Annotated in this window: 21 protein-coding genes, 2 pseudogenes and 1 riboswitch; of the genes and pseudogenes, 16 read left to right on the forward strand and 7 right to left on the reverse strand. The window is 55.5% G+C overall.

Annotated elements, in window-relative coordinates:
* Positions 1–2: 2 nt before the first annotated feature.
* The 9 genes and pseudogenes from dsbD to pqqA all read left to right on the forward strand — a co-directional run bounded on the left by dsbD (position 3) and on the right by pqqA (position 6,869).
* The gene (gene dsbD, locus ACWWD9_RS00230) at positions 3–1,844 is read left to right on the forward strand and encodes a protein-disulfide reductase DsbD (protein ID WP_455867363.1); all 1,842 of its coding nucleotides are present in this window, start codon (positions 3–5) and stop codon (positions 1,842–1,844) included.
* A gap of 1 nt (position 1,845) precedes the next feature.
* A complete protein-coding gene (locus tag ACWWD9_RS00235) occupies positions 1,846–2,400 on the forward strand; it encodes a TlpA family protein disulfide reductase (RefSeq protein ID WP_455867364.1) in 555 nt (184 codons plus the stop codon).
* A gap of 118 nt (positions 2,401–2,518) precedes the next feature.
* Positions 2,519–2,974, forward strand: a complete 456-nt coding sequence (gene aroQ / locus ACWWD9_RS00240; protein WP_455867365.1) for a type II 3-dehydroquinate dehydratase — start codon at positions 2,519–2,521, stop codon at positions 2,972–2,974.
* Positions 2,975–3,025: 51 nt separating this feature from the next.
* Complete coding sequence (gene accB, locus ACWWD9_RS00245) at positions 3,026–3,478, forward strand: acetyl-CoA carboxylase biotin carboxyl carrier protein (RefSeq protein WP_013440849.1); 453 nt, start codon at positions 3,026–3,028, stop codon at positions 3,476–3,478.
* A gap of 10 nt (positions 3,479–3,488) precedes the next feature.
* Positions 3,489–4,839, forward strand: a pseudogene (gene accC, locus ACWWD9_RS00250) (acetyl-CoA carboxylase biotin carboxylase subunit).
* A 1-nt stretch (position 4,840) separates the two neighbouring features.
* Positions 4,841–5,728, forward strand: a complete 888-nt coding sequence (gene prmA, locus ACWWD9_RS00255) for a 50S ribosomal protein L11 methyltransferase (RefSeq protein WP_455867366.1) — start codon at positions 4,841–4,843, stop codon at positions 5,726–5,728.
* Positions 5,725–5,829, forward strand: a pseudogene (locus ACWWD9_RS00260) (MJ0042-type zinc finger domain-containing protein); the annotation flags it as partial. The gene prmA and the pseudogene ACWWD9_RS00260, both read left to right, overlap by 4 nt.
* A complete protein-coding gene (locus ACWWD9_RS00265) occupies positions 5,830–6,687 on the forward strand; it encodes a DUF3426 domain-containing protein (protein WP_455868119.1) in 858 nt (285 codons plus the stop codon).
* Between the two features lie 110 nt (positions 6,688–6,797).
* The gene (gene pqqA / locus ACWWD9_RS00270) at positions 6,798–6,869 is read left to right on the forward strand and encodes a pyrroloquinoline quinone precursor peptide PqqA (protein ID WP_013440845.1); all 72 of its coding nucleotides are present in this window, start codon (positions 6,798–6,800) and stop codon (positions 6,867–6,869) included.
* A gap of 69 nt (positions 6,870–6,938) precedes the next feature.
* On the opposite strand, the gene ACWWD9_RS00275 is transcribed toward pqqA, so the two are convergent.
* The 3 genes from ACWWD9_RS00275 to ACWWD9_RS00285 all read right to left on the reverse strand — a co-directional run bounded on the left by ACWWD9_RS00275 (position 6,939) and on the right by ACWWD9_RS00285 (position 10,514).
* Positions 6,939–7,847 (reverse strand): hydrogen peroxide-inducible genes activator, encoded by a 909-nt coding sequence (locus ACWWD9_RS00275; RefSeq protein ID WP_015829069.1) that lies wholly within the window; start codon positions 7,845–7,847, stop codon positions 6,939–6,941.
* Between the two features lie 108 nt (positions 7,848–7,955).
* Complete coding sequence (locus ACWWD9_RS00280) at positions 7,956–8,468, reverse strand: hypothetical protein (protein WP_013440843.1); 513 nt, start codon at positions 8,466–8,468, stop codon at positions 7,956–7,958.
* Positions 8,469–8,597: 129 nt separating this feature from the next.
* On the reverse strand, positions 8,598–10,514 hold the full coding sequence (locus tag ACWWD9_RS00285) for a sigma-54-dependent Fis family transcriptional regulator (protein WP_455867367.1): 1,917 nt from the start codon (positions 10,512–10,514) through the stop codon (positions 8,598–8,600).
* 305 nt (positions 10,515–10,819) lie between these two features.
* Here ACWWD9_RS00285 and ACWWD9_RS00290 point away from each other — a divergent pair, with 305 nt between their 5' ends.
* On the forward strand, positions 10,820–12,688 hold the full coding sequence (locus ACWWD9_RS00290; RefSeq protein ID WP_013440841.1) for a methanol/ethanol family PQQ-dependent dehydrogenase: 1,869 nt from the start codon (positions 10,820–10,822) through the stop codon (positions 12,686–12,688).
* A 57-nt stretch (positions 12,689–12,745) separates the two neighbouring features.
* Positions 12,746–13,213: a c-type cytochrome gene (locus ACWWD9_RS00295; RefSeq protein ID WP_013440840.1), complete on the forward strand. Its 468-nt coding sequence runs from the start codon at positions 12,746–12,748 to the stop codon at positions 13,211–13,213.
* Positions 13,214–13,296: 83 nt separating this feature from the next.
* Here the strand turns inward: ACWWD9_RS00295 and ACWWD9_RS00300 are convergent, their stop codons facing one another.
* A complete protein-coding gene (locus ACWWD9_RS00300; RefSeq protein WP_455867368.1) occupies positions 13,297–17,010 on the reverse strand; it encodes an EAL domain-containing protein in 3,714 nt (1,237 codons plus the stop codon).
* A 321-nt stretch (positions 17,011–17,331) separates the two neighbouring features.
* Between ACWWD9_RS00300 and ACWWD9_RS00305 the strand changes: the two genes are divergently transcribed.
* Positions 17,332–18,588: a multidrug effflux MFS transporter gene (locus ACWWD9_RS00305; protein WP_015829066.1), complete on the forward strand. Its 1,257-nt coding sequence runs from the start codon at positions 17,332–17,334 to the stop codon at positions 18,586–18,588.
* 393 nt (positions 18,589–18,981) lie between these two features.
* Positions 18,982–21,216: a glycoside hydrolase family 2 protein gene (locus tag ACWWD9_RS00310; RefSeq protein ID WP_455867369.1), complete on the forward strand. Its 2,235-nt coding sequence runs from the start codon at positions 18,982–18,984 to the stop codon at positions 21,214–21,216.
* Between the two features lie 16 nt (positions 21,217–21,232).
* Here ACWWD9_RS00310 and mqo read toward each other — a convergent pair whose 3' ends face one another.
* From mqo to ACWWD9_RS00325, 3 genes are read right to left on the reverse strand one after another with little or no spacing between them, the layout of a single operon-like run.
* Positions 21,233–22,744 carry a malate dehydrogenase (quinone) gene (gene mqo / locus ACWWD9_RS00315; RefSeq protein ID WP_455867370.1) on the reverse strand — a complete coding sequence of 504 codons (1,512 nt, stop codon included), beginning with the start codon at positions 22,742–22,744 and terminating at the stop codon, positions 21,233–21,235.
* 30 nt (positions 22,745–22,774) lie between these two features.
* Positions 22,775–23,389, reverse strand: a complete 615-nt coding sequence (locus tag ACWWD9_RS00320) for a glycine zipper family protein (RefSeq protein WP_455867371.1) — start codon at positions 23,387–23,389, stop codon at positions 22,775–22,777.
* A gap of 12 nt (positions 23,390–23,401) precedes the next feature.
* Complete coding sequence (locus tag ACWWD9_RS00325) at positions 23,402–23,827, reverse strand: hypothetical protein (protein WP_015829062.1); 426 nt, start codon at positions 23,825–23,827, stop codon at positions 23,402–23,404.
* A gap of 210 nt (positions 23,828–24,037) precedes the next feature.
* Positions 24,038–24,102: riboswitch (Fluoride riboswitch) on the forward strand.
* Between the two features lie 74 nt (positions 24,103–24,176).
* On the opposite strand from ACWWD9_RS00325, the gene crcB reads away from it, so the two are divergent.
* Genes crcB through ACWWD9_RS00340 form a run of 3 tightly spaced genes read left to right on the forward strand, consistent with a single transcriptional unit; the run spans position 24,177 to position 25,816 of the window.
* Positions 24,177–24,560 (forward strand): fluoride efflux transporter CrcB, encoded by a 384-nt coding sequence (crcB, locus tag ACWWD9_RS00330; RefSeq protein ID WP_013440832.1) that lies wholly within the window; start codon positions 24,177–24,179, stop codon positions 24,558–24,560.
* A gap of 16 nt (positions 24,561–24,576) precedes the next feature.
* Positions 24,577–24,888: a DUF190 domain-containing protein gene (locus ACWWD9_RS00335; RefSeq protein ID WP_455867372.1), complete on the forward strand. Its 312-nt coding sequence runs from the start codon at positions 24,577–24,579 to the stop codon at positions 24,886–24,888.
* A gap of 52 nt (positions 24,889–24,940) precedes the next feature.
* A complete protein-coding gene (locus ACWWD9_RS00340; RefSeq protein ID WP_013440830.1) occupies positions 24,941–25,816 on the forward strand; it encodes a PA4780 family RIO1-like protein kinase in 876 nt (291 codons plus the stop codon).
* The last annotated feature ends 68 nt before the right edge of the window (positions 25,817–25,884 follow it).

Consider the following 25,884-nt stretch of genomic DNA (forward strand, 5'->3'; position numbering starts at 1 on the left):
CCATGAAACACCTTTTGAACGCGCTGCTGATGTTATGCAGCCTCCTCCCCGCCCTGTCCAGCGCACCCGCTACCGCCGCGCCGCTCAGCAGCAAGCTGGCGCTCTTCACCAGCGACGATGATGGCATACTGCCACCTGATGAAGCCTTCAAGCTGGAAGTGGGCTCGATACGGCAGGATACCCTGCAAGCCGTGTTCCAGATTGCTCCCGGCCATTACATTTACCGGGATCGCATCAAGTTTTCCAGTGCAACCCCGGGCGTGACGGTCACCGATACCAGCTTGCCCCCCGGGGAATCCAAAAAAGATCCCACCTTTGGTACTACCTATGTTTTTCACCGTGAAGCCGAGGCCAAACTGCAACTCGCGTTCAGCGGCGATGTTCCTGCCATTCTGAAGCTTAATGCGACCTACCAGGGCTGTAGTGAAAAAGGCCTGTGCTATCCGCCTATCCATAAAACGCTGGATGTGAGTCTGGGTGGGGACGCCACCGACCAAACCTCTATAGCAACCCCACCCGAGCAGGATCGTATTGCAGGCCTGCTGGGTAGCGGCAAACTATGGCTGATACTGAGCGGCTTTTTTGGCATAGGCCTGCTGCTTGCCTTCACGCCCTGCATGTTGCCCATGATTCCTATCCTCTCCGGCATTATCGTCGGCAGCAAGTCGCATAACCATGGGGGCAAAGGTCACGCCATCCTGTTATCCGCCGCCTATGTGTTCGGCATGTCCCTCAGCTACACCTTGGCAGGCATCGCCGCCGGCCTGTCCGGGCAACTGCTGAGCAATGCCCTGCAGACCCCATGGGTGCTGGGAACCACGGCACTGCTGTTCGTCCTGCTCGCGCTTTCCATGTTCGGCTTTTATGAAATCCGCATGCCGCAGTCACTGGCAGATCGCCTGACCGGTACCAACAGCCGTATCCGCGGTGGGCATTTTGTCGGGGTGTTTCTGATGGGCGTAGTATCCGCGCTGATTGTGAGCCCGTGTGTGGCCGCCCCATTGGCGGGCGCCCTGTTGTATATCAGCCAAACGCGCGATGTCTGGCTGGGTGGTAGCGCCTTGTTTGCGCTATCGCTGGGCATGGGCTTGCCACTGCTATTGATCGGCGCCTCTGCAGGCAGCCTGTTACCGAAAGCGGGCCCGTGGATGGAACGCATACGGCAGCTGTTTGGCGTGGTCATGCTCTATGTCGCCTTGCTGCTGATCAGCCCGGTGATTCCATTACCCGTGCAGATGGCATTGTGGGCGGCCCTGCTGATAGTACCTGCCATCTTTCTGCATGCGCTTGATCGCTTGCCGGAAACAGCGACGGGTTGGCAACGCGTGTGGAAGGGGCTGGGGATTATTCTGCTGCTGCTGGGCGTGATGATGCTGATAGGCGCATTCAGCGGCGCAAGATCTCCCCTGCAACCGTTCTCGGGATTTAATGCCGTCAGTCTGCAAAAAACCTCCGCAGCCCCTGCACTGCCCTTCAAGCGCATTCATAGTCTGGGAGAGCTGCAGCAATCGCTGGCTGATGCCAAAGGCAAGGTCGTAATGCTGGATTTTTATGCGGATTGGTGCGTTGCCTGCAAAGAGCTCGAACAGTTCACCTTTAGCGATCCACGGGTACAGCAATCCCTCGAGAATGTTGTGCTACTTCAAGCGGATGTTACCCAGAATACGCCCGCAGATGCCGCTTTGCTGCAACGTTTCCAGCTGTTCGGCCCGCCAGCCATCCTGTTTTTCCATGGGCAGGATCAACGTGATCCTAAACTCAAGCTGATTGGCTATCAGAATAGCGAGCAATTCTTGCGCGCACGCCATACGCTGGGCTGTGAAACCGGCATCGCCTATTGCTGATATGAAAATTTCCCGGCGTGCCTTGTTTATCCTTGCCTTGCTGCTGATTGCCGCAGGCGCCTATTCGCTGGTCAGCCGCTGGCAAGAGGGCGGCTTCAGCCAGGATCATCCCGCTGCCAGCAGCGCCCGCTTTTTTGCCGTCATATTGCCCGATGTCAAAGGTACCATGCAGCCGATGTCCGAATTGCGAGGACGGATACTGGTGGTAAATTTCTGGGCAAGCTGGTGTCCGCCCTGCCGGGAGGAAATGCCCGAGCTAAGCGAACTTCAGGCGATGTACCGCGATCAAGGCCTGCTCGTGCTGGGCATTGCCGCCGAAGATCAGGAAAGTGTAAATCAGTTTGCCAGTGAGTCGCCGGTAGGCTATCCTCTTTTCGCAGCGGATACAGAAGCTGGCCCCTTGAGTTATAGTCTGGGCAATCATCGCAGCGTCTTGCCTTACACTGTCGTTATTGATCGCGATGGTCATATCGTCAAAACATACTTTGGCCGTATCACGCGCCATTTGCTCGAACAAACCGTCAAGCCCTTACTGCAAGCCAGCACCACCCCTTAGAAGTTTTCAAAAACATCTAAATTCCGTAAATTTCGTCAATTCACTGGACAATATCCCCCAATTTACGGCAAACTTGCTGCCATGAAAGCGCGTCTCCGGTCCTCCGAATCCCACTGCCATGGTTGCTGATACGATTCGTTCCATCCTCGTATTGCATGGTCCCAACCTCAATATGCTGGGGTTGCGCGAACCTGACCATTACGGCAACGATACTCTTCAGGCGATCAACCAGCGCCTGCAGGAGCAGGCCGATACGCATGGCGTCACCCTGACAACGTTTCAGAGCAATGCCGAGGCGGAGCTGATTGCACGGATTCATGATCTCGCGCGACACCCTGTCGATTTTGTGATCATCAACCCGGCTGCCTTCACCCACACCTCGGTCGCCCTGCGCGATGCCCTGTCCGCTGTCAAAGTACCCTTTATTGAAGTTCACCTTTCCAACGTACACGCCCGTGAATCCTTCCGCCATCATTCGTATTTTTCGGATATCGCAGTCGGTGTCATCAGCGGGCTTGGCGCACATGGTTATTCTCTGGCGCTGGATTACGCCATCCGCCGTTTACAACATTAACTACCAACATAACCGCATGTTACATGCGCTTTAATCATTTAGAGGTTCAACATGGATTTACGCAAACTGAAGAAACTGATCGACCTGGTCGAAGAATCCGGCATCTCCGAGCTGGAACTGACCGAAGGTGAAGAAAAAGTACGCATCAGTCGCAATCTGCCAAATGCTCATGCCGGCATGCAGTTCGCTCCACAGTATATCCAGGCTGCCCCTGCTCCGCAGGCCGCCGCTCCCGCCGTCGCAGAAGCTGCTGCCGCTCCCGTCATTGAAGGGCATGTGGTGAAATCACCGATGGTCGGTACGTTCTACCGCTCGCCCTCCCCTGATGCCAAGCCATTTGTTGAAGTGGGTAGCAGCATCACCGCAGGGAGCACGCTCTGCATTATTGAAGCCATGAAATTGCTCAACGAAATCGAGGCGGATCACACCGGTGTGATCAAGGCGATACTTGTTGAAAACGGTCAGCCGGTAGAATACGGCGAACCACTCTTTATTATTGGCTAACGAGGTTTCCATGTTTGAAAAAGTCCTCATTGCCAACCGCGGCGAAATTGCGCTGCGCATACAGCGCGCGTGTCGCGAGCTTGGCATCAAGACGGTTGCGGTGCATTCCGAAGCCGACCGTGAAGCCAAGTACGTCAAACTCGCAGATGAATCCGTCTGCATTGGCCCCGCGCCCTCCAGTCAAAGTTATCTGAATATCCCAGCCGTCATCAGCGCGGCAGAAGTCACCGATGCGGAAGCCATTCATCCCGGTTACGGCTTTTTGTCCGAAAACGCCGATTTCGCAGAACGTGTAGAGCAAAGTGGTTTTGTATTTATCGGCCCGCGTGCTGAAACCATACGCCTGATGGGTGACAAGGTCAGCGCCAAGGATGCGATGAAAGCCGCTGGCGTACCCTGCGTGCCAGGCTCCGAAGGCGCATTGCCCGATGATCCTGATGCAATTCTGCGTGCTGCCAAGGAAATTGGTTACCCTGTGATCATCAAGGCCGCAGGCGGCGGCGGTGGTCGCGGCATGCGTGTAGTGCATACGGAAGCCGCCTTGCTGAATTCGGTCAGCATGACCAAGGCAGAAGCAGGCGCAGCCTTTGGCAACCCGACTGTCTACATGGAAAAATTCCTTGAGCAGCCTCGCCATATTGAAATCCAGGTGCTGTCTGATGAACATGGCAATGCCGTATATCTGGGCGAACGCGATTGCTCCATGCAGCGCCGTCACCAAAAGGTACTGGAAGAAGCACCTGCGCCTGGTATCACCCAGAAAATGCGCGAAAAAATCGGCGAGCGTTGTGCCGATGCCTGCCGCCGCATCAACTATCGTGGTGCAGGTACCTTTGAGTTCCTGTATGAAAACGGCGAGTTCTACTTCATTGAAATGAATACCCGGGTCCAGGTGGAACATCCGGTCACGGAAATGATCACCGGCATTGATATCGTTCAGCAGCAGATCCTGATTGCCAGCGGGCGAAAAGCTCTCCTTCAAGCAAAGCGACATCGTATTGCGTGGTCACGCCATCGAGTGCCGTATCAATGCAGAAGACCCATACAACTTCGTTCCTTCCCCCGGCCGTATCAACACCTTCCACATGCCTGGCGGTCCTGGCATTCGCGTTGATACCCATGCCTACCAGAACTACCTGGTTCCGCCCCATTACGACTCCATGATAGGCAAGCTGATTGCTTACGGTGATACCCGTCAGCAGGCGATTGCCCGCATGCGCATCGCGCTGTCGGAAATGGTAGTCGAAGGCATTAAAACCAATGTGCCGCTACACAGTGATTTGATGAACGATGCCGCGTTCCACCTCGGTGAAACCAGCATTCACTATCTCGAACACAAGCTGGGCATCAGCAGCAAGTAGCATGGCCTGGGTATCGCTGAAAATAGAAGCCAGGGACAACACCGCCGACCTCATCAGTGACACCCTGATGGAACTTGGGGCGTTGTCCGCCAGTATTGAAGACGCCAACGCCGAAACCCCGGATGAACAGCCGATTTTTGGTGAACCAGGGGATCCCCCTCCCGGCATCTGGCAACACAACATTGTCAGTGCCCTGCTGGCAGAATCGACCGATATTCCTGAACTGATGGGCGAGCTGGCCATGGCCACCGGGCTTGCCGACTTGCCCTACTCGACGGAGCATGTGGCAGAACAGGACTGGGTGCGTGCCACCCAATCCCAATTTGATCCTATACGTATTCGGGATGATTTATGGATAGTGCCCTCCTGGCATGACGCCCCCAACCCGGATGCATTGAATATAGTGCTGGATCCCGGTCTGGCATTTGGTACGGGCAGCCACCCCACCACGCACCTGTGCCTGGCATGGCTGGCTGATCATGTCCGCAAGGATCTCACCGTACTGGACTACGGCTGCGGTTCGGGCATTCTGGCAATTGCGGCCAGCAAATTGGGAGCGGGCAAGGTTGTTGGCGTCGATATTGACCCTCAGGCCATACAATCCAGTGAATTCAATGCCGAAAATAATGGCGTAGTAGCTGAGTTCTATCTTCCCAAGCAGCTCCCTGATAGCTTTGCCGATCTGGTTGTTGCCAATATTCTCTCCAGCGCCCTGATGGTGCTGGCCCCCGCACTCGCCGCCGCCTGCAAGCCTCAGGGCCGTATAGCGCTTTCCGGCATTTTGCGCGAGCAACAGGAGCAAGTCTCGGCGATCTATGCCGAATGGTTTGATATGGATACCCCGCAATTCATGGATAGCTGGGTGTTACTCACTGGTCGCAAAAGATGAGTCTGATAACCTCCTGCCCAGCGTGTTCCACCGTGTTTCACGTGAAGCCGGAGCAATTATCCTTGCGGCGGGGGATCGTACGGTGCGGCGAATGCCAGCATGTGTTTAATGCATTAGATCATTTGCATGAGGCTGAGTCTGTCGCACCGGAGTCTGTCGCACCGGAGTCTGTCGCACCGGAGTCTGTCGCACCGGAGTCTGTCGCACCGGAGTCTGTCGCACCGGAGGCTGTCGCACCTGAGGCTGTCGTACCTGAGGCTGTTGTGCCTGAGTCTGCCGTGCCTGAGTCTGCCGTGCCTGAGTCTGCCGTGCCTGAGTCTGCCGTGCCTGAGTCTGCCGTACCTGAGTCTGTCGTGCCTGAGTCTCAGCCCCATGCCGCAGAAGCGCATATAACGCATCAGACTGCAGCGCACATCCCTGCTCAGCCATCCTGGCATGACGCAGCGCCCAAATCCAAGTTACAAACAGTCCTTATTCAACCCAAGACCTTCCCCTGGCTGAGTGGCTTGTTTGCGTTGCTGCTGGTGATCACGATTGCTCTGCAACTGGCCTATTTCCAGCGCAATGCGCTGGCACTGGCTTGGCCGGAAAGCAAACCTTATCTGCAAAAGGCATGCGCCATGCTGAATTGCAAAATCGAACTGCCCAGGGATGCGAGCAAACTGGTGATCGACGATGCCAATCTGCTGGAAGACAGCGACTACGAAGGCCTGTTGATCCTGACCAGCACGCTGATTAATCAGGCAAGACATGTGCAAGCCTATCCGCAGCTGGAATTAACCTTAACCGATGCGAATGATCAAGCCGTGTTGCGTCGCACATTCACCCCGGCAGAGTATCTGCCTGCCGGCACTGTGGTAGAAAAAGGCATCCCGGCAGGAAAAGAGCTGCCTATCAAACTGCTGCTCACAGCAGATCATCAAACCGTCTCAGGCTACCGCTTGTTTGTGAATTACTAAGCACTCATGATTTTCATGAGTGTTCTTTCATGAAGCTGCGCATGCGGCTGAGCCCTCGCACGCCTATGATGTGTTTCATGCAGTATCCATTGACTACCAAGGAGATCACCATGTGGACCAAACCAGAAGCTACTGAAATGCGTTTCGGCTTTGAAGTAACGATGTACGTTTGCAATCGTTAATTCAATAGCATCAGGAGGTGTGGATTAGATCCACGCTCCCATTAAAAAAGGAGGCCATGGCCTCCTTTTTTAATGGGGTTTATTCACTTGTATGCATTCGGACTGTATGCCCCGTATGGCATGGGCAATTTCATCCACTGCTTTTTCGCGACCATAACTCTTGCGCCAGGCCAGGGCGATCTGGCGCTTGGGCACTGGGGCTTCAAATGGCACGACTTTGATCAGCGGATTCTGATAGCGCTCAACCGCCGCACTGGCAGGCAATACGGTAATACCCAGATTGGAAGCCACCATATTGCGTATGGTTTCAAGAGAATTGCCCTGCAGCATTTCGCCCTTGCGGGAGAGATCCGGGCAAGCCAGCAACACTTGATTACTGAAGCAATGCCCTGTGTTCAGCAAGAGCACTTTTTCTTCGGCGAGATCATCCGGATTAATGCTCTTGCGGCCAGCCCAGGCGTGATCCGCAGGCACCACCACTACAAACTCTTCCTCATAAAGCAACTGAAGCTTGATGCCGGGAATATCGAATGGCAGGGCAATAATGGCGGCGTCTATATTGCCATTGCGTAATTGGGTTTCCAGATTGGCCGTCAGGTTTTCTTCCACCTCCAATGGCATATCGGGCGCGCTTTTACGCAATGGCGGAATGATTTCGGGCAAGAGATAGGGGCCAACAGAATAAATGACGCCCAGTTTAAATGTGCCGATCAGCTGGTTGTTGCCCTGCTTGGCAAGCTCTTTGATGCGCCCCGCCTCTTCCAGCGTACGTATGGCCTGCTCGACGATACGTTCGCCAACCGGCGTCATGCTGACATCGCTACGGCTGCGCTCGAACAGCATCACGCCAAGCTCATCCTCGAGTTTTTTGACGGCGAGGCTGAGCGCTGGCTGACTGACAAAACTTTTTTCGGCAGCGCGTCTAAAATTACGCTCTCGGGCCACTGCCACGATGAAACGAAGTTCACTAAGGGTCATGACCATCCCAACTTTACTGATAAAGCAAATATATCAAAACATGCGTCAATTGGAATGATACATATCGACTATAGCAATTTTAGCTGGTTGTGGTATAGACACCTGCCTCTACAATTTCACCACTTGCATCTCATGCTGCTCCTTGCCGGAGGCGGCAATAATCTCGCGCGCCAGCTCGGTTTCATCACCAGAGCGCGTGTATGCCAGCAAGACGACATAGCCATTATTGATCGCATCAATCACAAAATTACTGAAATCGCCTGATTTCTGCGCAATGCCAGCGCCCGCACCGGCAATGGCGCCCACTGCCGCTCCCCAGCCCACCATGGCCAAAGGTGCCAGCAGGGGACTGGCCACAAACAGGCTGACATTGGCAGCGACTATCGCCGCTTGGCCCAAGGCCCCTACTCCGCCGCCGACCACCGTTCCAATGGCTGTATCTTTGATAACGTCTTTCAATACATCACGACTACCTTCCTGCTCGTGTGTAGCCTGACGATCTGAGGTCAGCAGATGAAGTTGCTCCGGCTGCAAACCACCCTCACGCAGCTTTTGCAGCGTGTTTTCTGCCTCTTGCGGATAAACGTATACGCCTGCTACTCGATGTTGATAATGGTCCATGATGACCTCCTGTTGTCTATAGCCTATGATCAGCCCTTTACCATACGGGAGAGCCTGCCCGGCCTGTATAGGTGTGGTCCGATTTAGCTGTAGGACGAACGGAAATCGCGATGAAGACGCGGGGAAAGACTAAATGAGCTGCAAGGCCTTGAGCTTGCGATACAGGGTATTCCTGCTGATACCGAGCTGGCGTGCCACGGCAGATACGTTGCCCGCGTGTTGCTGCCAGGCATTGCGTACGGCCTCGGTTGTCACGGCATCGAGCGAGGCCTGGGGAGACTCCTGAACGCGCTCCGGTGCTCCCACGCCCTGCTCAAGCTCATCCAGAAAATCCTGCATCAGGTGCATGGATTGGATCTTGCCACCACCCGATAAGGCGAGAGCCGTTTTGACCACGTTATGCAGCTGGCGAATATTGCCAGGCCAGGGATGACACTCGAACAACTGCATGACTTCCGCATCGATGGGGGTAGTTTCAGCGTTTTCCGTCTGCAGGATGAGCTGCACCAGCGCGGCCAGGTCCGTGCGCTGCCGCAGAGGCGGCAGACTGACACTGAGGCCATTCAGCCGATAATACAGATCCCGCCGGAACTCGCCCTTCTCCACCCGTTCACGCAGCTTCTGATTGGTCGCACTGACCAGCATGAAGTCCAGGGGTTTGGACTTGCTGCTACCTAATGGGGTAACACTGCGCTCTTGCAATACGCGTAGCAACCGCGCCTGCAGGCCCAAGGGCATATCGCCGATTTCGTCCAGGAACAAGGTTCCCCCGTTAGCCTGCTCCAGCTTGCCGGTGCTGCCCTTGCGGCGCGCACCGGTAAAGGCGCCGTCTTCATAGCCAAACAGCTCGGCCTCAATCAGGCCCTCAGGCAGGGCGGCGCAGTTAACCGCAACCCACGGGCCTTGAAAGCGCGTACTGGCCTCATGAATTGCCCGGGCAAACAACTCCTTGCCCGCCCCGGTTTCGCCTTCTATCAGAATCGGAATCTGCTGATTCAATACCAGGGTCACCTGGCTGATCGCCCGCGCCACCTGAGGATCCCCCGTATTCAGCATGCCCAGATTGGCCGCCGCATCACGTTTCTGGGGCTCTATCGCCGTCGCGGCGCGTGCAGGGCTGTTGGTGCGAGCCTCGGCACGGGCAAACAGGCGCGCACCATTGGTCAGACGCAAAGGGAAGACCAAGGTACTCGCGCTCGCGGCTTCGAGCTTGCCCAAATCACTTTCAAAAATCTGATGAAAATAGACGCCACCTTGCGGCAACTCGGTGGGAGCCAAGCCCAGCTGAAACTGTCCACTTCGATTGAGGGCGACCAGGCGGCCATCCGCTCCGAACATGGCGATGCCTTCCCACAAGGTGCCAATGAATTCTGGACGGGCATGAAAATGCAGCACCATCTCGGCCTGGTGGCTGGCACGGAAAAGGCGGTTCTCAATCATTTGCGCCGCCATTTTTACCAGCGCGAGGGTGTGTTGTTGCGGCATCATCAAATCATTGGAAACATCCAGTGTCCCCAACAGATTATTATGAGCCCCGAATATCGGCACAGCGGAGCAGCTGAGAATCTGGTTGCGCTCCATGAAGTGCTCGGCACCGCGCACGGTAAGCGCAGATTGCTCAATGAGGGCCGTGCCAATGGCATTGGTGCCCCGGTCCGCCTCATGCCATGAGCTACCCGGGTTAAGCGCAAGCTGTTGCGCCTCTGACAGAAACGCATTGTCTCCCAGGCTATGCAAAATCACGCCCTGATCATCGGTCAGGATCACCATGCTGCGCGTATGCGCAATCTGCTCATTGAGCGTGGTCATTTCGGGACGGGCATGCGACAGCAGCAGATGATACTGCTCCTGGCGCTGGCGCAATTCATACTGCGTCAGTATCTGATTGTCCACAGCCCCGGCGCTGTCCATGCCATTGGCAAGGCAGCGCTGCCAGGAGCGGGCGATTTCTTCCGCCACGGCACCTTGCTGCACCTGACCACTGACCAGAAATTGCGAGCGCGCATTTCTGATCTGGTGTGCCTCATCGGGAATGGAATATTGCATGGCTAGCTGTCAGTCTTTGGCTGGGGAAACGCAGGAAAATCACCTGTCACTGAATGTAACACCTGTTCATTTTCGTGACAACCACACGCCTGCCGCTAGCGGCATTCCCCCTACGGCCATGATTTTCACATCTCGCCCGCGAGCCTTATTCCGCGCGGTATCCAGGCAATCATCCCATCTCGGCTTCATGGCTGGCACAGCGATTGCAATTAAGGCATTACTGCCACCGGCTTCTGGATCCCCCGCCGGAACTGGTGGCCAGTCACTCACATGCTGTTAAAACAAATTAACTATGGAGATTTAGCGTGAAGACAACAACCTTGAAACTCGCCTTAGCTGGCGTACTGGGTCTCAGCAGTTTGAGCAGCCTTGCCGCAACTGAACTTGAAAACCTGATGAAGGACGACAACCAGTGGGCGCATCCTCGTAAAGATTATGCAAATACCGGCTACAGCCGCCTGAGCCAGATCAACAAAGGCAATGTGCGCAACCTGAAAATGGCATGGTCCTTTGCTACGGGTGTGAACCGCGGCCACGAAGGTGCCCCGCTGGTAATCAATGATGTCATGTATGTACATACGGCATTCCCCAACAACGTATACGCGCTGGATCTGAACGACAACCAGAAGATCATCTGGTCTTACTTCCCCAAGCAGGATCCATCGGTTCAGGCATTGCTGTGCTGCGATAACGTTAACCGCGGCCTGGGCTATGGCGATGGCAAGATTTTCCTGCAACAGAACGACGGCACTCTGGTTGCCCTGGATGCGAAGAACGGTAACAAGTTGTGGGACGTTAAGGTAGTGGACACCAAAACCGGCGCATCCAATACCAATGCGCCACACGTCATCAAGGACAAGGTCATTACCGGCTGTTCCGGTGGTGAATATGGCGTACGTTGCTATATCTCCGCCTACAACATCAAGGATGGCTCCCTGGCATGGCGTGCATACAGCACCGGCCCGGACAGCGAAACGCTGATTGGCGACGGTTTCAACAAGGATAACCCGCACTACAGCGCGCTGTCGGTTTACGAAGACGTGAATGGTGGCAACAAGGAAGGCGGCTCATTCAAGGCCCTGACCAAGGATCAGATGAAGTTCCCGGAAAAAGAACTGGGCACCCGTACCTGGCTCAAGCCTCAGGCCATCAAGAACGGCTATGAGCATGGCGGCGGCCCTACCTGGGGCTGGTACTCGTTTGATCCTGCGCTGAACCTGATGTACTACGGTACCGGTAACCCAGGCACCTGGAACCCTGATGTACGCCCTGGTGACAACAAGTGGTCCATGACGATTTTCGCACGCGATGTGGATACCGGCATGGCACGCTGGGGTTATCAGATGACACCGCATGACGAGTGGGATTACGACGGCATGAACGAGATCGTGTTGTGGGAAGCCAAGGGCAAGAAACTGGCCACACACTTTGACCGTAACGGCTTTGGCTACACCTTTGACCGCACCAACGGCACGTTGCTGGTGGCTGAAAAGATGAATCCTTTCGTTAACTGGGCCACCAAGGTAGACCTGAAATCAGGCGTGCCGGTAAAGGATCCCAAGTTCTCGACTCACCAGGATTACAACGCCAAGGGTATTTGCCCATCGGCGCTGGGTGTTAAGGATGAGCAACCTTCTGCCTTCTCGCCCAAGACCGGCATGTTCTACGTTCCACTCAACCATGTGTGCATGACGTATGAACCCGTGGAGTCCAAGTACATCGCTGGCCAGCCATGGGTAGGCGCAACCCTGACCATGTTCGCAGGTCCTGACGGTGTCATGGGTGGCTTCATGGCTTGGGACGGCCTCAAGGGCAAATCAGCCTGGTACAACAAAGAGAAATTCTCTGCCTGGGGTGGCGCATTGGTAACGTCCAGCGACATCGTGTTCTACGGCACCCTGGACCGCTGGTTCAAGGCGGTGGATGCACAAACCGGCAAGGAACTCTGGAAATTCCAGGTAGGTTCCGGTGTGGTTGGCAATGCCATTACCTATAGCCACAAGGGCAAGCAATACGTGGGCGTTCTGTCGGGTATCGGTGGCTGGGCAGGTGTAGCGATGAATCTGGGTCTCACCAATGAAACCGATGGCCTGGGTGCAGCTGGCGGCTACAAGGAGCTGACCAAGTGGAATGCAGCGCCTGGTGGCGGTGCCATGAATGTATTCAGTCTTTAAACCATAAAAAACGGTGGGAGGCCCTGTCTAGACGGGTCTCCCCGTGAGGAGAGCAACATGATGAAATTACGCTATATCGCCTTGTTGGCTATCGCCCTGCCTTACGCAGGTAACGCTGGCATCAGCCTGGTATCCACCATCGACAACAAACCGCTGGCGATCCCCGGCGCGATGTTTGATACCCCTGCCGCCAAGGAATTCATGAGTTCCGGCAAAAATGCCTATCTGGGCAATGCCGATGCCATCAAAACCGGCAAGAAAATTTTTCAGATGTATAGCTGCACTGCCTGCCATGGTGCAAAAGGCGAAGGTGCTGTCGGCCCCAACCTGATTGATGACAAATGGAACTACGCCAAGAATGCCAACGATCAGGGTATTTTTGAAACGATCTGGGCCGGCACAGCCGGCGGCATGGGGGCCAAAGGCGCGGGCGCCATGGTACCGGATGATCCTACCCAGGGCCTTACCCCGGATGAAGTACTCAAAGTGGTCGCGTTTCTGCGCAGCAACGCGGTCAAGCATTAACGACTTGCTGCAGTAAGTTTATGCCTTATCTCCATTTGGCATATCCATAGCGTGGCCGGGTAAACCTGTTTACCCGGCCTTTTTTATATGTCGGCAGGCTTGCGGGTCAGGGCCTGCTCACGCAACATGGCTTCCAGCGCGCCCAGCGGCATGGGCCTGCCATAAAAATAGCCCTGCACCGCCCGGCAACCCGAGGCCTTGAGATAGTCCGATTGCACCTGGGTTTCCACGCCCTCCGCCACGACATCCAGATTCAGGACATGTGCAATGGAGATCATGGCTTTCACCAGCTCGGATTTATGGGTGTCATGGGGCACATCCTTGACGAAGCTACGATCAATCTTGATCTGCTTGACCGGGAAACGATTGAGATAGCTCAGCGCAGAATAGCCGGTACCAAAATCATCGATCGAGATTACCAGCCCCATGGCATCAAAAGCGTTCAGGGTATTGAGAATATCGAGGTTGCTTTCCAGCAACAGGCTTTCGGTGATTTCCAGCTTGATCCATTCCGGACGGCAGCCTGTGTCGTGCAGAATACGGGCAACAGAGGCAAGCAAAGGATTTTGAATAAACTGGCGGGTGGAGAGATTTACCGCTATCTTCAGTGGCTCGTCTTTACCCTTGTTCCATTGCACGGCCTGCCTGCACGCCGTTGTGAGCACCCACTCGCCAAGCTCGATGATCAGGCCGGTTTCCTCGGCCACCGGGATAAAGACATTGGGCATCATGAGCCCATGTTCGGTCTGGTTCCAGCGCAACAGTGCCTCTACCCCCACAATCCGGTTTTCGAGCAGATCCCATTGCGGCTGGTAATAAAGCTCCAGCTCCTGCTGCTGAATGGCGCGGCGCATCATGGTTTCAAGCTCAATCCGGGCAGATGAAACCTCGGTCAGCGCACTGACATAAAACTGGAAGTTGTTACGCCCCTGCGCCTTGGCGTGATACATCGCAGTATCGGCAAACTTGAGCAGGGTATCGGCATCCTGGCTATCAGTCGGGTAACGGGCAATACCCACACTGGTCGAGACAAACAGCTCCCTGCCCGCCACCAGGAAAGGCTGGCGAAACGCCTGGATCAAGGTCTGTGCCATGGCGATCAGTTCAGGCTCGGCATCGCCGGGGCGCAACAGCAGCACAAATTCATCGCCGCCCATGCGGGCGAGCATGTCACCTTCCCGAAGATGATCCTGCAAACGGGCAGCCGCCTCGCACAACAGCAAATCGCCGGTGCTATGCCCCAGGGTTTCGTTGATCTGCTTGAAGCGGTCCAGATCCAGCACCATCAGGCTGAAAACCTGCTGTGCCCCTGCCGCAGCCAATATGCCGCTACGCATCTGCTCCAGCAACATGGCACGGTTGGGCAAGCGGGTCAGCGCATCATAGAACGCCATGTCATGAATACGCTGGCGGTACTCCACGATCTCCGTAATATCGCGCCCGACAGCCAGCACACTGGCCACCGTGCCGTCGGGGTTGAACTCAGGCATCATGCGGATATGCCGCACCAGGAGCTTTCCATTCGATGCTTTCAGCGGCAGCTCCAGCTCATCGGGCAGGCCAGTCAGAAACGCCTGACGGATACGGGCCTCGTAATCTACCGTCACGCTGCCACCGGGAAAATCCCGCGGCGTGGTGTGGAGGACAACGTCCGGGGTGGTATCAAAGTACTCCAGCATGCGCTGATTGACATACAGACGTCTGCAATTGGCGTCGTAGCGGGTGATCGTATCGGGCGAGTTATCCAGCAATGAACGAAGCTCACGTTCACGTTCCTGCAACTGGGTATCCGAGCGATGACGCTCAATGGCGATGGCGACCAGATGGCTGGCCTGGTGAATAAAGTTGAGGTCTTCTGCACTGGGTGATCCTGCCTCGCGGCGATAAATGGCAAAAGTACCCAGCATGCGATGGGCTGAGTCAAAAATAGGTTCAGACCAGCACGCCAGCAAATTGGCGGCCAAAGCGATCTCTTTATACGGCGCCCAATAGGGATGGGTGCGGATATCATCCACCAGCACTCGCTCTTGCAAGACAGCCGCCGTTCCGCACGATCCCACCCCCATGCCGATGGTAACCCCATCCACCGCAGCCACAAATTCAGCCGGCAGACTGGGCGCATGAGTACACAATAAGCGCGTGCCCGTGCTATCGAGCAGCATGATGCTGCATAAAAAGCCCGGTTTGGCTTGCTCCATGTAGCGTGTGACCAGATCCAGTACGCTGGAAAAAGCGTCACCATGCGCGAGTGATTCCAGAATCAGCAAACGCATCTGCTCAAGCCGCTCATGCATGCGTAGCTGCGTCATGTCGCGCCCCACCGCCAGCACGCTGATCACGCGTCCCTGCTGATCACTTTCCGGGATCAGGCGCCACTCCAGATAACTCGGCTTGCCATTCAGCGCCACATCCAGGGTAACGGTAATAGCCTCTTCGCGTTGGGCAACTTCCTGGATCGACTTCAAAATAGGGGGACTCTGCCCTGCCTCGCCCGGCCAGGTAATGCCCTGCTGCCCAATCAGGTCAGCGGCCTTCATGCCAAACGTTTCACAAAACGTCGGATTCACATACAGGTAACGCCCCTGCAGATCAAAGCGTGCGATGAGATCCGGGATATTTTCCAGAAGGCTGCTGAATTTGCGCTGGGCTTCCTTCAACATGCTCACATCACGCCCCACCGCCAGCACGCCGGCAATCCGGCCCTCAGGGTCACGTTCCGGCACCATGCGCACCGCGATCACCTTGTTGTGCACCTGAAGATCGCTAGGTTGCCTGTCCATAAAGAAATCAAAGTCGCTCGCCTCGCCGGTGGCGACCACGTGCTTCACCCGCTCCACATATTCTTGCAATGCCTGGGAGGCGGGATTCAGTTCCAGACTGGTTTTCCCCAGCAACTCGGCTGTTGGCCGCTGTAACAGGGCCTCGGCAACCGGATTCAGAAAAACCCGTTTGCCTTCGCTGTCATAACGTATGACCGGATCCGGCAAATGGTCCACCAGCGTGTGGTAGAGCTGCTCCTGGCTACGTAATTGCTGTTCTGCCGCTTTGCGATCGCCGATATCCCGCACCATGACCAGACGATAGGGTACGCCTTCATACTCAAACAGGCTGGCATGAATTTCCACGGGAAACTGGCTGCCATCCTGACGGGTGTGCATGGCTTCCGCCACCAGATGGGGCGCCGCCGAATTGTTGAGAGTGGTACGGGTTATTTCCGGCCAACCATCCCGATGAATATCTCCCATCTCCATCTGCAGCAGCTCTTCCCGGCTATAGCCGAGGGCATGGCAGGCCGCATCATTCACATAGGTCAGGCGGTCATTTTCATCCAGCAGGTAGGCGGCTTCGCTCACCTGGTTGAGCGCAAAATTCATCAGTACACGATGCTGCTCCCCCAGTTTGCGATCGGTGATATTTTCAATGCGCAGAAGATAAAACAGCAGGGTGTTATCTTGGGAGCGTATGGGAGAAAAAGAGCTGCTGAGCCAGACATGACGCCCAGAGCGATGTTTGAACCTGTGCTCCAGCGGTTGGGCGCAACAGGCAGCGAGGACCTCGCGCCAGGTGAGCTTTTCAGCTCTCCTGTCCTCGGGGTGGACCAGGTCGCAATAACTGGTATTGAGCAGTTCAGCTTCCTCGTAGCCCAATTGCTGGCAACAGGGGGTATTGGCGGCAAGCCAATGCCCATCGGTATCGACTATCGCCATGCTGATGCGCGCAAGATCACCGGCCATGGCGAGCAATTGTTTGCTGTCAGCCAGCGCCTTCTGGGCGTCAACGAGATATGTGGTCATCATTGCGATGTGCTCTTCCCATTATTCTCATGGCCATTAAACCGCCGTCGATATATCCCTGTAACGGAGCTCATGACGCAAGAACTTATTATGCAAACAACCCCTTATAAAACTATCCCAATTGCTGCTGAGTGTCCAATTTAAATATGCGCGGCTCAGGGTAAAATGCCCAGGGCTGACACCCGGCTGACGCGATGCCTACCACATGCCCACTTTAAAACTTTTTCACCTGCAAATTGACCAACCCAGCATGTGTCCGGCCATATCATCTCGTCCTTATCAACCAAGAAAACCTAACCGGGCAATCGCCCCTCCCATGGATATATGCCACTGATTCCGCGCAATAAATTATTTTCCAGCTCGACCACACTAGCCATCCTGCTTGCGGCACTTGCCATGCTGGGCCCTTTTTCAGTGGACACTTATCTGCCCGCTTTCCCAGCCATCCAGGCCTCCATCCATGCGACGCCGATTGAGGTGCAGCAAACCCTGACGGCTTACATGTTCGCGTTTGCGGTCATGATTCTCTGGCATGGGGCGCTGTCTGATGCGTTTGGCCGTCGCAATATCGTGCTGGTAGCGCTGGCTGTGTTTGCCATCGGTTCGCTGGGCTGTGCCGCCGCCCACAGTGTGGAATACCTGTGGGCGTTTCGCATTCTGCAGGGGGTCTCGGCCGGGGCGGGCGTAGTGGTGGGGCGTGCCATCATTCGCGACCGCTACGACGATGTGCCTGCTGCGCGCCTGTTGTCCCTGGTGACGATGATCTTTTCCATTGCCCCGGCCATCGCCCCTATCCTGGGTGGATGGATTGTGAAATGGTTTGATTGGCGCACCATATTCCTAGTGTTGTTTGTCTATACCATTCTGCTGTTCTGGGCCTGCTACAAGTTATTGCCCGAAACCTTGCCATTGGCCAAACGGCAGCCGTTTAATCCGCATTTTTTATGGGCCAGCTACAAGCAGGTATTCCGCTCGCCTTTGTTCCAGTTGAAGTCGGGTACCCTGGCCTTCAATTTTGCCGGTCTGTTTTTATATGTGGCAGCAGCGCCCGTGTTTCTCACCGAACATTTGCACCTGGGGCCTGACCAGTTCGGCTGGCAGTTTATTCCTGCGGTGTCGGGTATTTTTCTGGGGGCCTTGGCCGCCAATCGCATGGCGGGCAAATTGCCCGTGCAACGCCAGGTTCACATCGGCTTTATCTTCATGGTGGGCGCCGGCCTGGCCAACGTGATTTACCATGCCATTTTCCCGCCTGCCCTGCCCTGGTCGGTCATGCCGCTGTTTTTCTATACCATAGGCATGTCCATGGCCGCGCCTGGTATCACCTTGTTTGTGCTGGATCTGTTCCCTGCCATCCGCGGGACCGTGGCTTCCTGCCAGTCCTTCACGCAAACCATGCTGTCGGCCGTTGTAGCAGGTGCGCTGGCGCCTGTGCTGTCTCATTCGGTATTGTGGCTGGCAGCAGGCCAGCTGGGGTTCAGCCTGATTGGTCTCGTCTTATGGCTGGCTGGGCAACGTTATTATCGTCACAGCCAGCAACTGGAAGCTGAAAAGCTGAATGCCTGGGAAACCATCAAATAAAGCGCTAGTCCGACAGCCATGTCAGACCAGGCCTGATAGCCAGCCCATGCCATGCACTTTAGACTGAGCATTCATTGTTGGTGCATGGATCAGATAGCGGCAACTTACTCGCAATAATGTACTCAGACGTTATGTTGGTTTTCACCGACTTCGTCACTCATCACAAGGAGAGCATCATGAGATTGTTGATCAAGACTTTGGTGGTTGGTTATATCGTTAAGCGTGTTGCAAAGTCTTACCTGCATCGCGAACCTGCGAAAATCGCAGAATAAGCTGACTGCAGCACAATCGGGCGCCCGCCAGCATGGGGCGCCTGTAATATCAGGGGCTTGCCCCCTGCCCGTTTTACCCTGCATTATCACTTCACATTAACAGGCTCGACTGGGATACACGTTGATAAAGAACTTTCACAACGGGCGCCCGCTCGGGCCTGCCGTCTTTTTTCTGATGCTGATGGCGGCGTGCTGGCTGGTCATCAATCCCGGGCTTGCGCAGGCAGCGCCATCCAGTGGCCCTCAAGTACTCGATTTATCGGGCAGTTGGCAGTTCATGCCCACCAATCGCATCCCCGTAACTCCGTCCCTGACACCACCTGCAGAAGGCTGGAAAACCATCAATGTGCCTGACAACTGGTTCCGGCAAGGTCAGGATATCTCTGGCCAAGCCTGGTATAGCACGCGCTTCAAACTGGATGAGAGCATGCGCGGCAAGCATGCCGAGTTGAAGTTTGAAGGGGTGGATTATCTGGCAGATGTCTGGGTCAATGGCCAGTATCTGGGTCACCATGAAGGTTATTTCCAGCCATTTTCGTTTGATATCACACCGCATCTGCGCGATGGCGATAATGTCATTACCGTGCTGGTGGACAGCCCGCTGGAAAAACCCGAAGACTGGTCTTTGCATAAACGACTGGTGAAAGGGATATTCAGTCACCACGACACTCGCCCTGGCGGCGCGTGGTCAGTGCGTGGGCAAGAACAGAATACCGGCGGCATCTGGGCACCGGTCAGCGTCGCCTTCAGTGATCAGCTTGCGGTACAGGGTCTCAAGCTCACACCACGCCGCCATGGCAATGCCTGGCGCCTGGATGGCGAAGTCGCTTTGGCAGGAGATGTTTCACATGAAACCTTGGTTCAGGTTGAAGCCGAACTGGTGCCAGAAAATTTTGCAGGCCGCAGCTATCGTTTTGCACAACCCCTCAAGTTAAAGCCTGGTAGCCAGACCTTTAACATGCAGTATGCGCTCACCCAGCCCGAGCTATGGTGGCCGGCAGACTATGGCAAACCCAATCTGTATCGCTTCAAGCTGCGTATCACCAACAATGGTCGTGTATTGGACTCCCGAGAACAGGTGCTCGGTCTGCGAGAGATCCGTGTCGATGAAACCACGCAGCAGTGGTACATCAATAATCACCGCATGTTCATCCGCGGCACCAACTATATTGGCAGCCAGTGGCTGGCGGAAATGACGTCCGACCGTTATGAGCGGGATATCCGCATGATGCGCGACGCCCATGTGAATGCCATCCGCGTGCATGCCCATATCGCATCGGCAGCGTTTTACGACGTCTGCGATCGCAATGGCATGCTGGTGATGCAGGATTTCCCCCTGCTCTGGGGATATAGCGATGACGAGGCTTTTCATCGTACCGCACGCGCGCAGGCGGCAGACATGGTCCGCACCCTGTACCACCATCCCTCAGTGGTTTCCTGGACCATGCACAACGAACCGCCCTGGGATTCCCCATGGATGGTGAGCAAGTATCCGGACTATCGCGCTGATCAGAATCTCGCGCTGGATAATGCGCTTTATCAGGACGTGCGGGCGCTGGACGACACCCGCATCACACGCCGCGAATCCGGCACCAAGGAGCATGAATGGCTGGGCTGGTACTCGGACAACTGGCATGCCTTCGCCCGCCCTGCTCCTAACCCATGGATTACCGAGTTTGGTGCGCAGGCATTGCCCGTGATGAGCAGCCTTCAGCGCCTGTTTACAGATGCAGAGATGTGGCCACAAACGGAGCCACAATGGGAAAAATGGCAATTCCATAACTTTCAGCCACATGAAACTTTCAATATTGCCCATGTGCCGCGCGGCAACAATGTGCAGGAGCTGATGCAAAATACCCAGGCGTATCAATCGCGTCTGATTCAGTTTGCTGCCGAAAACTACCGGCGACAGCGCTATGCGCCGGTATCCGCCATTTTCCAATTCATGTTCGTAGAAAACTGGCCTTCCATCAATTGGGGTGTAGTGGATTACTGGCGCCAGCCCAAACCCGGCTATGAGGCTTTGCGTACAGCCTTTCAACCTGTGCTGCCCAGCCTGCAATGGGTGAAAGACCAATACGCGAGTGGTGAAACCATCATCATTGGTTTATGGGCCATCAACGATCTTTGGCAGCCATACCCGCAGGCGAAGTACACCATCAGCCTGTTGCGAGATGGTCAGGCCGTGGATCAACGCGAATGGATGCTGGATATGGCCGCCGATAGCGGCAAAAAGCTGGAAGACTACCGCCTGGAACAAGCCAAACCAGGCCAGTACGAGCTGCAGGCAGAGTTACAGGATAGCCAGGGCAAGCGGCTCGGCAGCAACCGCTACCGGTTTACTGTCGCCCCTTAGGAAGCCGCCTGACTGATCAAGCTTTCAGCTTGAGAGTGTGCAAGGTGCGAGTACGCACTTGCGCAAGCAAGTCCGCATCCTCAATCAAAGACTCGCCCCAGGAAGGCACCATGGCTTTCAATTGCTGTTGCCATGCCGTTTCTTGCAGGCGCGCCTTGAAACAGCGCTGCAGCACATCCAGCATAGCCTGTACCGAGGTGGATGCCCCAGGGGAAGCCCCGAGCAATGCTGCCAGCGTACCGTCGGCCGAGGCGACTATCTCCGTGCCGAATTCAAGCTTGCCGCCTTTATCTTCGCAACGCTTGATGATCTGCACGCGCTGACCTGCCTTGGCGAGCGTCCAGTCTTCATCACGCGCTTGCGGGTAAAACTGGCGCAACGCGTCGACGCGTTTGCTATGTGACTGAAACACCTCGCCTATCAGATACCGCGTCAGGTCAAGATTGTGCCGACCGGCCCCCAGCATGGATTTGAGATTGCGTGGCTTTACCGAGGCCGGCAGGTTCAACCAGGAGCCTTGCTTGAGAAACTTGGTGGTGAACCCGGCATATGGACCAAACAGCAAGGCGGGCTTGCCATCAATATAGCGGGTATCCAGATGGGGTACCGACATGGGCGGCGCGCCCAGCGGGGCCTTGCCATAGACCTTGGCCTGATGCTGACGAATGATCTCCGGCTTGTTGCACACCAGCCATAAACCACTGACCGGAAAACCGCCATAGCCACGTGCTTCGGGAATGCCTGACTTCTGTAACAAAGGCAGCGCACCGCCGCCCGCGCCCAGAAATACAAAGCCAGCCTCAACCACCTGGTTATTGGCGGCTTGCTTGCCTTTCAGTTGCACGCGCCAGCGGCCACTCGACAGCTGACGCAGACTTTTCACGCTGGTATTGGTCTTGAGCTCAAACCCTGTACGCGTTTGCAGCGACTGCACCAGCTGGCGGGTCAGTGCACCAAAATCAATATCGCTGCCATAAGCCACGCGTGTAGCGCCTACTGGCTGCGAGGCCGGGCGATCACGCATGATCAATGGCATCCACTCCGCAATCACGCGTGGATCATCACTGAACTCCATATCCTTGAACAAAGGATGCTGGCTGAGCGCCGCATGGCGCTGACGCAGAAATTCGACGTTCTCCGCGCCCCAGACAAAGCTTTCATGCGGGGTGGGACGAATAAACTGCTGGGGCTCAGGCAATAGCTTGTTTTCGACCAGCCAGGACCAGAATTGCAAGGAAACTTCAAATGCCGCATTAATGCCAAGGGCGCGCTTGATCTCCACCTTGCCATCCGGCAATTGTGGAGTGTAATTTAGCTCACAATAGCCGGCATGGCCGGTACCGGCATTATTCCAGCCATCCGAGCTCTCGGCGGCGACCTGTGGCAGACGTTCCACCATCAAGATGGTCAAGGTGGGATCCAGCTGTTGCAGCATGGTGCCCAGGGTGGCGCTCATCACACCCCCGCCTACCAACAAAATATCAACCTGCCTGTCTGCCACGTCTCTCCCCAAGCGCTTGATGCGCATCCGTCGATTGCATGATGAATAGCGGCGCTATTATAACTGCTTGGGGCTTGGCCTGCTCGGTGCAGACCGGCGTATAAAGGGCTGCATACCTTGCAGCATGCAGCCCTGATCATGTAACGCTAGATAAATGCGCTCAGTAGTACCCTGGCGGAGGGGGGGAGGTGGATAGTAAGCAGGTTGCGGGGGACTGTAAGTCTGCACCACACGGCGTTGATTTGCTTCGCTAGCCGCCACTGGCACCTGATGTCCCTTGGCGTACATGCATTGCAAATACGCATTATCGTAGCGTTGCTGCACGGTATAAGAGGAGGCCTGTGCCGCATCTGCGCCAGCTGCTGTACCTACCAGCAAGCCGGTGCCGGCACCGAAGGCTGTGGCGCCATGCCCACCTATGGCAGCACCCAGCACCGCACCTACCGCCGTACCTACGGCGGCACTTTTCACCATGCTATCGTTGCCAGCCTGCTTTGCCGAGGCTCCGCTTTGTTCCAGACCATATTGACGGCAACTGGCGTCATCGGCGCGGAATTGGTCAAATGTTTTGGTACTGCCAGGCAAAGCCATACGGCTAGGACCATCCGGTACGGTCACGCAACCACTCACCACCAAGCTACCGCCGAGCAATAAACATAATGGAATCTTCATGATGTTCTCTCCCTACTTGGCGGGTGCAGGTGGTTGTGGAGCCACCTTTTGCCAGCCTTGTGGGCATTCCTTCACATAAGGGTAATAGCCTTCGGGTTGCGCGCAGTGATACCAGTAATTATCCGTAGCAGGGGCTGCGGGCGCCTGAGCCGGAGCGGGAGCAACCTGGGCTTGTGGTTGCTCCACATACACTTCAGGCTGAGGAGCTGGACGCACAATCACAGCAGGGGGCAAGGGATAAGGGTAATAGAAAGGATCGTAGTAATATGGCCGGGGATAATAAGGACCCCAGCCAGGTCCCCAACCGGGACCAAAACCCGGACCGACATAAACACCTACACTCCCGTGAAAATGTCCACGATCAGCCAATGCGACTCCGCTGCCCAGCAAACCAGCAGCCACACTTAATGCCAAGATGATATTTTTAAAGCCATGCATATTGTTAATCCTGTCTACCCGTCGAAATGCGGGTTACTGATAAGACTGAATTGCGGAATATGCAGTTCTTGTTTCCCGTGTAAAGTTGTGTAAACAATCTACCTATAAATCATAAACTTATGAAGTGATTAATCGCTTTTTCCAATATTTCTGCGTTCGCGGCTTTATCCGGTTCGACAGTTAGATTTTTTCCCAGCTGACGGCTATACTACAGGCGGTGGAGATGGCATTCCTCCCTTAACCGCTGCCTTGCAGCTGATGATGCCTACGATAACACCCTGGCCAGGGTGCGTAGGTACACGCCCCCTGTCCCGGCTTTGCAATCTGCCAATCCTGAAGGACAGTTTTCATGATTAACTCTATTTTCGTTATCGGCCTCGGTGCTGCATTAGGGGCTATATCGCGCTGGTGGCTGGGCTCGACACTCAATGCCCTTTTTCCGGCCATACCGCCAGGTACACTGGCTGCCAACCTGATTGGTGGCTATCTGATCGGCCTGCTTCTGGCGCTGTTTGCCAGCCTGCCGCAGTTGTCTCCCGAGTGGCGCTTGTTTGCCATCACTGGTTTTTTAGGAGGACTCACGACTTTCTCCACTTTTTCTGCCGAGGTAACTGCCTTGCTGCAGCAGGGTCGCCTTAGCTGGGCAGGCGCTGCCATTCTGCTGCATGTGGCGGGCTCGATCAGCATGACACTGCTCGGCTTTGCCACCATCAACGCGATCAAATCGCTTTAGAAAAGAGGAGCCCGCCATGCAAGGATTTCAACTCACGTTTTACACCGCACAAAACCGCCATCATGAACAGCGGCCCATGCATGACTGGCTGCTGGATGAAGCACGCAAGCTGGGGATCAAAGGTGCCACTATTATTCCTGCCAGCCAGGGTTATGGGCATGATGGCGTTTTGCATGCCGCGCATTTTTTTGAACTGGCAGATCAGCCCGTGCTGGTGGTCATGATTGTTCAAGCTAGCGAAGCTGACCAGTTTTTTGCTGTTTTGGCGCAACATGCGCTTTCCCTGTTTTACGTCAAAACCCCGGTTGAATTCGGTACCACGGGTTAACACGCTACCCGCAAGTTTGCCGGGGCGCTTGCAGCCCCGTATGATGGGGCCAATGAAACCTCCCAAACGCCTGGAGCCCCTGATTGAAGATGGGCTGATTGATGAAGTGCTGCGCCAGCTCATGAGTGGCAAGGAAGCCACCGTTTATGTGGTGCGATGCGGCGATGATGTCCGCTGTGCCAAAGTCTACAAGGAAGCCGATAAACGCAGCTTTCGCCAGAGTGTGGATTACACCGAGGGCCGCAAGGTTAAAAGCAGCCGCCAGGCCCGTGCCATGGGCAAAGGTTCGCGCTATGGGCGCAAGCTGCAGGAAGAAGCCTGGCAGAGTGCCGAGGTCGACGCGCTCTATCGCCTCGCGGCGGCTGGCGTACGCGTACCTCAGCCATACAATTTTTACGAAGGCGTGCTCCTGATGGAGCTGGTAACGGATGCCGTGGGCCACGCCGCTCCTCGCCTTAACGATGTCGAATTTACCGAGCAAGAAGCGCTGCAGCATCACCAAAGCCTGCTGGTGGATGTTATCCGCATGCTGAATGCGGGCATCGTGCATGGCGACCTTTCCGAATTCAACATCCTGTTGGGTGTTGATGGTCCCGTCATCATCGATTTGCCGCAGGCTGTTAACGCAGCGGGTAACAACCACGCCAGCAGCATGCTGGAGCGCGATGTGGATAACCTGGCTGCCTATTTCGGCCGCTTTGCCCCTTCGCTGCTCGGCACGCAATATGGCAAGGAAATTTGGTCCCTTTATGCGCATGGTGACCTGAGCACGGAATCATCACTTAGCGGGCAGGTAGCTCCAGATGCTATACCGGTGGATTTGAAGAGCGTGCTGCGCGTGATTGATGATGTGCGCAAGGAAGAAGAAAAAAAGCAGGCCCGCGCCACCGAAACACCCGCACATAAAATTCGACCACAACATAGTTAATAACATTTTCCCCAATACGCATTTCTGATCGCTCAGGCGATTTTTTTCAAGGCACCCTACCCCTGACT

The organism is Methylovorus sp. SPW-M1 (genome assembly GCF_053848825.1).

What these genes read in the sequence shown, in the direction of transcription:
- ACWWD9_RS00340 (WP_013440830.1), top strand. Translation starts at nt 24,941, where the DNA reads ATGAAACCTCCCAAACGCCTGGAGCCCCTGATTGAAGATGGGCTGATT.
- ACWWD9_RS00335 (WP_455867372.1), top strand. Translation starts at nt 24,577, where the DNA reads ATGCAAGGATTTCAACTCACGTTTTACACCGCACAAAACCGCCATCAT.
- ACWWD9_RS00305 (WP_015829066.1), top strand. Translation starts at nt 17,332, where the DNA reads ATGCCACTGATTCCGCGCAATAAATTATTTTCCAGCTCGACCACACTA.
- accB (WP_013440849.1), top strand. Translation starts at nt 3,026, where the DNA reads ATGGATTTACGCAAACTGAAGAAACTGATCGACCTGGTCGAAGAATCC.
- mqo (WP_455867370.1), bottom strand. Translation starts at nt 22,744, where the DNA reads ATGCGCATCAAGCGCTTGGGGAGAGACGTGGCAGACAGGCAGGTTGAT.
- ACWWD9_RS00235 (WP_455867364.1), top strand. Translation starts at nt 1,846, where the DNA reads ATGAAAATTTCCCGGCGTGCCTTGTTTATCCTTGCCTTGCTGCTGATT.
- dsbD (WP_455867363.1), top strand. Translation starts at nt 3, where the DNA reads ATGAAACACCTTTTGAACGCGCTGCTGATGTTATGCAGCCTCCTCCCC.
- aroQ (WP_455867365.1), top strand. Translation starts at nt 2,519, where the DNA reads ATGGTTGCTGATACGATTCGTTCCATCCTCGTATTGCATGGTCCCAAC.
- ACWWD9_RS00295 (WP_013440840.1), top strand. Translation starts at nt 12,746, where the DNA reads ATGATGAAATTACGCTATATCGCCTTGTTGGCTATCGCCCTGCCTTAC.
- ACWWD9_RS00275 (WP_015829069.1), bottom strand. Translation starts at nt 7,847, where the DNA reads ATGACCCTTAGTGAACTTCGTTTCATCGTGGCAGTGGCCCGAGAGCGT.
- prmA (WP_455867366.1), top strand. Translation starts at nt 4,841, where the DNA reads ATGGCCTGGGTATCGCTGAAAATAGAAGCCAGGGACAACACCGCCGAC.
- ACWWD9_RS00300 (WP_455867368.1), bottom strand. Translation starts at nt 17,010, where the DNA reads ATGATGACCACATATCTCGTTGACGCCCAGAAGGCGCTGGCTGACAGC.
- ACWWD9_RS00285 (WP_455867367.1), bottom strand. Translation starts at nt 10,514, where the DNA reads ATGCAATATTCCATTCCCGATGAGGCACACCAGATCAGAAATGCGCGC.
- ACWWD9_RS00320 (WP_455867371.1), bottom strand. Translation starts at nt 23,389, where the DNA reads ATGAAGATTCCATTATGTTTATTGCTCGGCGGTAGCTTGGTGGTGAGT.
- ACWWD9_RS00325 (WP_015829062.1), bottom strand. Translation starts at nt 23,827, where the DNA reads ATGCATGGCTTTAAAAATATCATCTTGGCATTAAGTGTGGCTGCTGGT.
- crcB (WP_013440832.1), top strand. Translation starts at nt 24,177, where the DNA reads ATGATTAACTCTATTTTCGTTATCGGCCTCGGTGCTGCATTAGGGGCT.
- ACWWD9_RS00280 (WP_013440843.1), bottom strand. Translation starts at nt 8,468, where the DNA reads ATGGACCATTATCAACATCGAGTAGCAGGCGTATACGTTTATCCGCAA.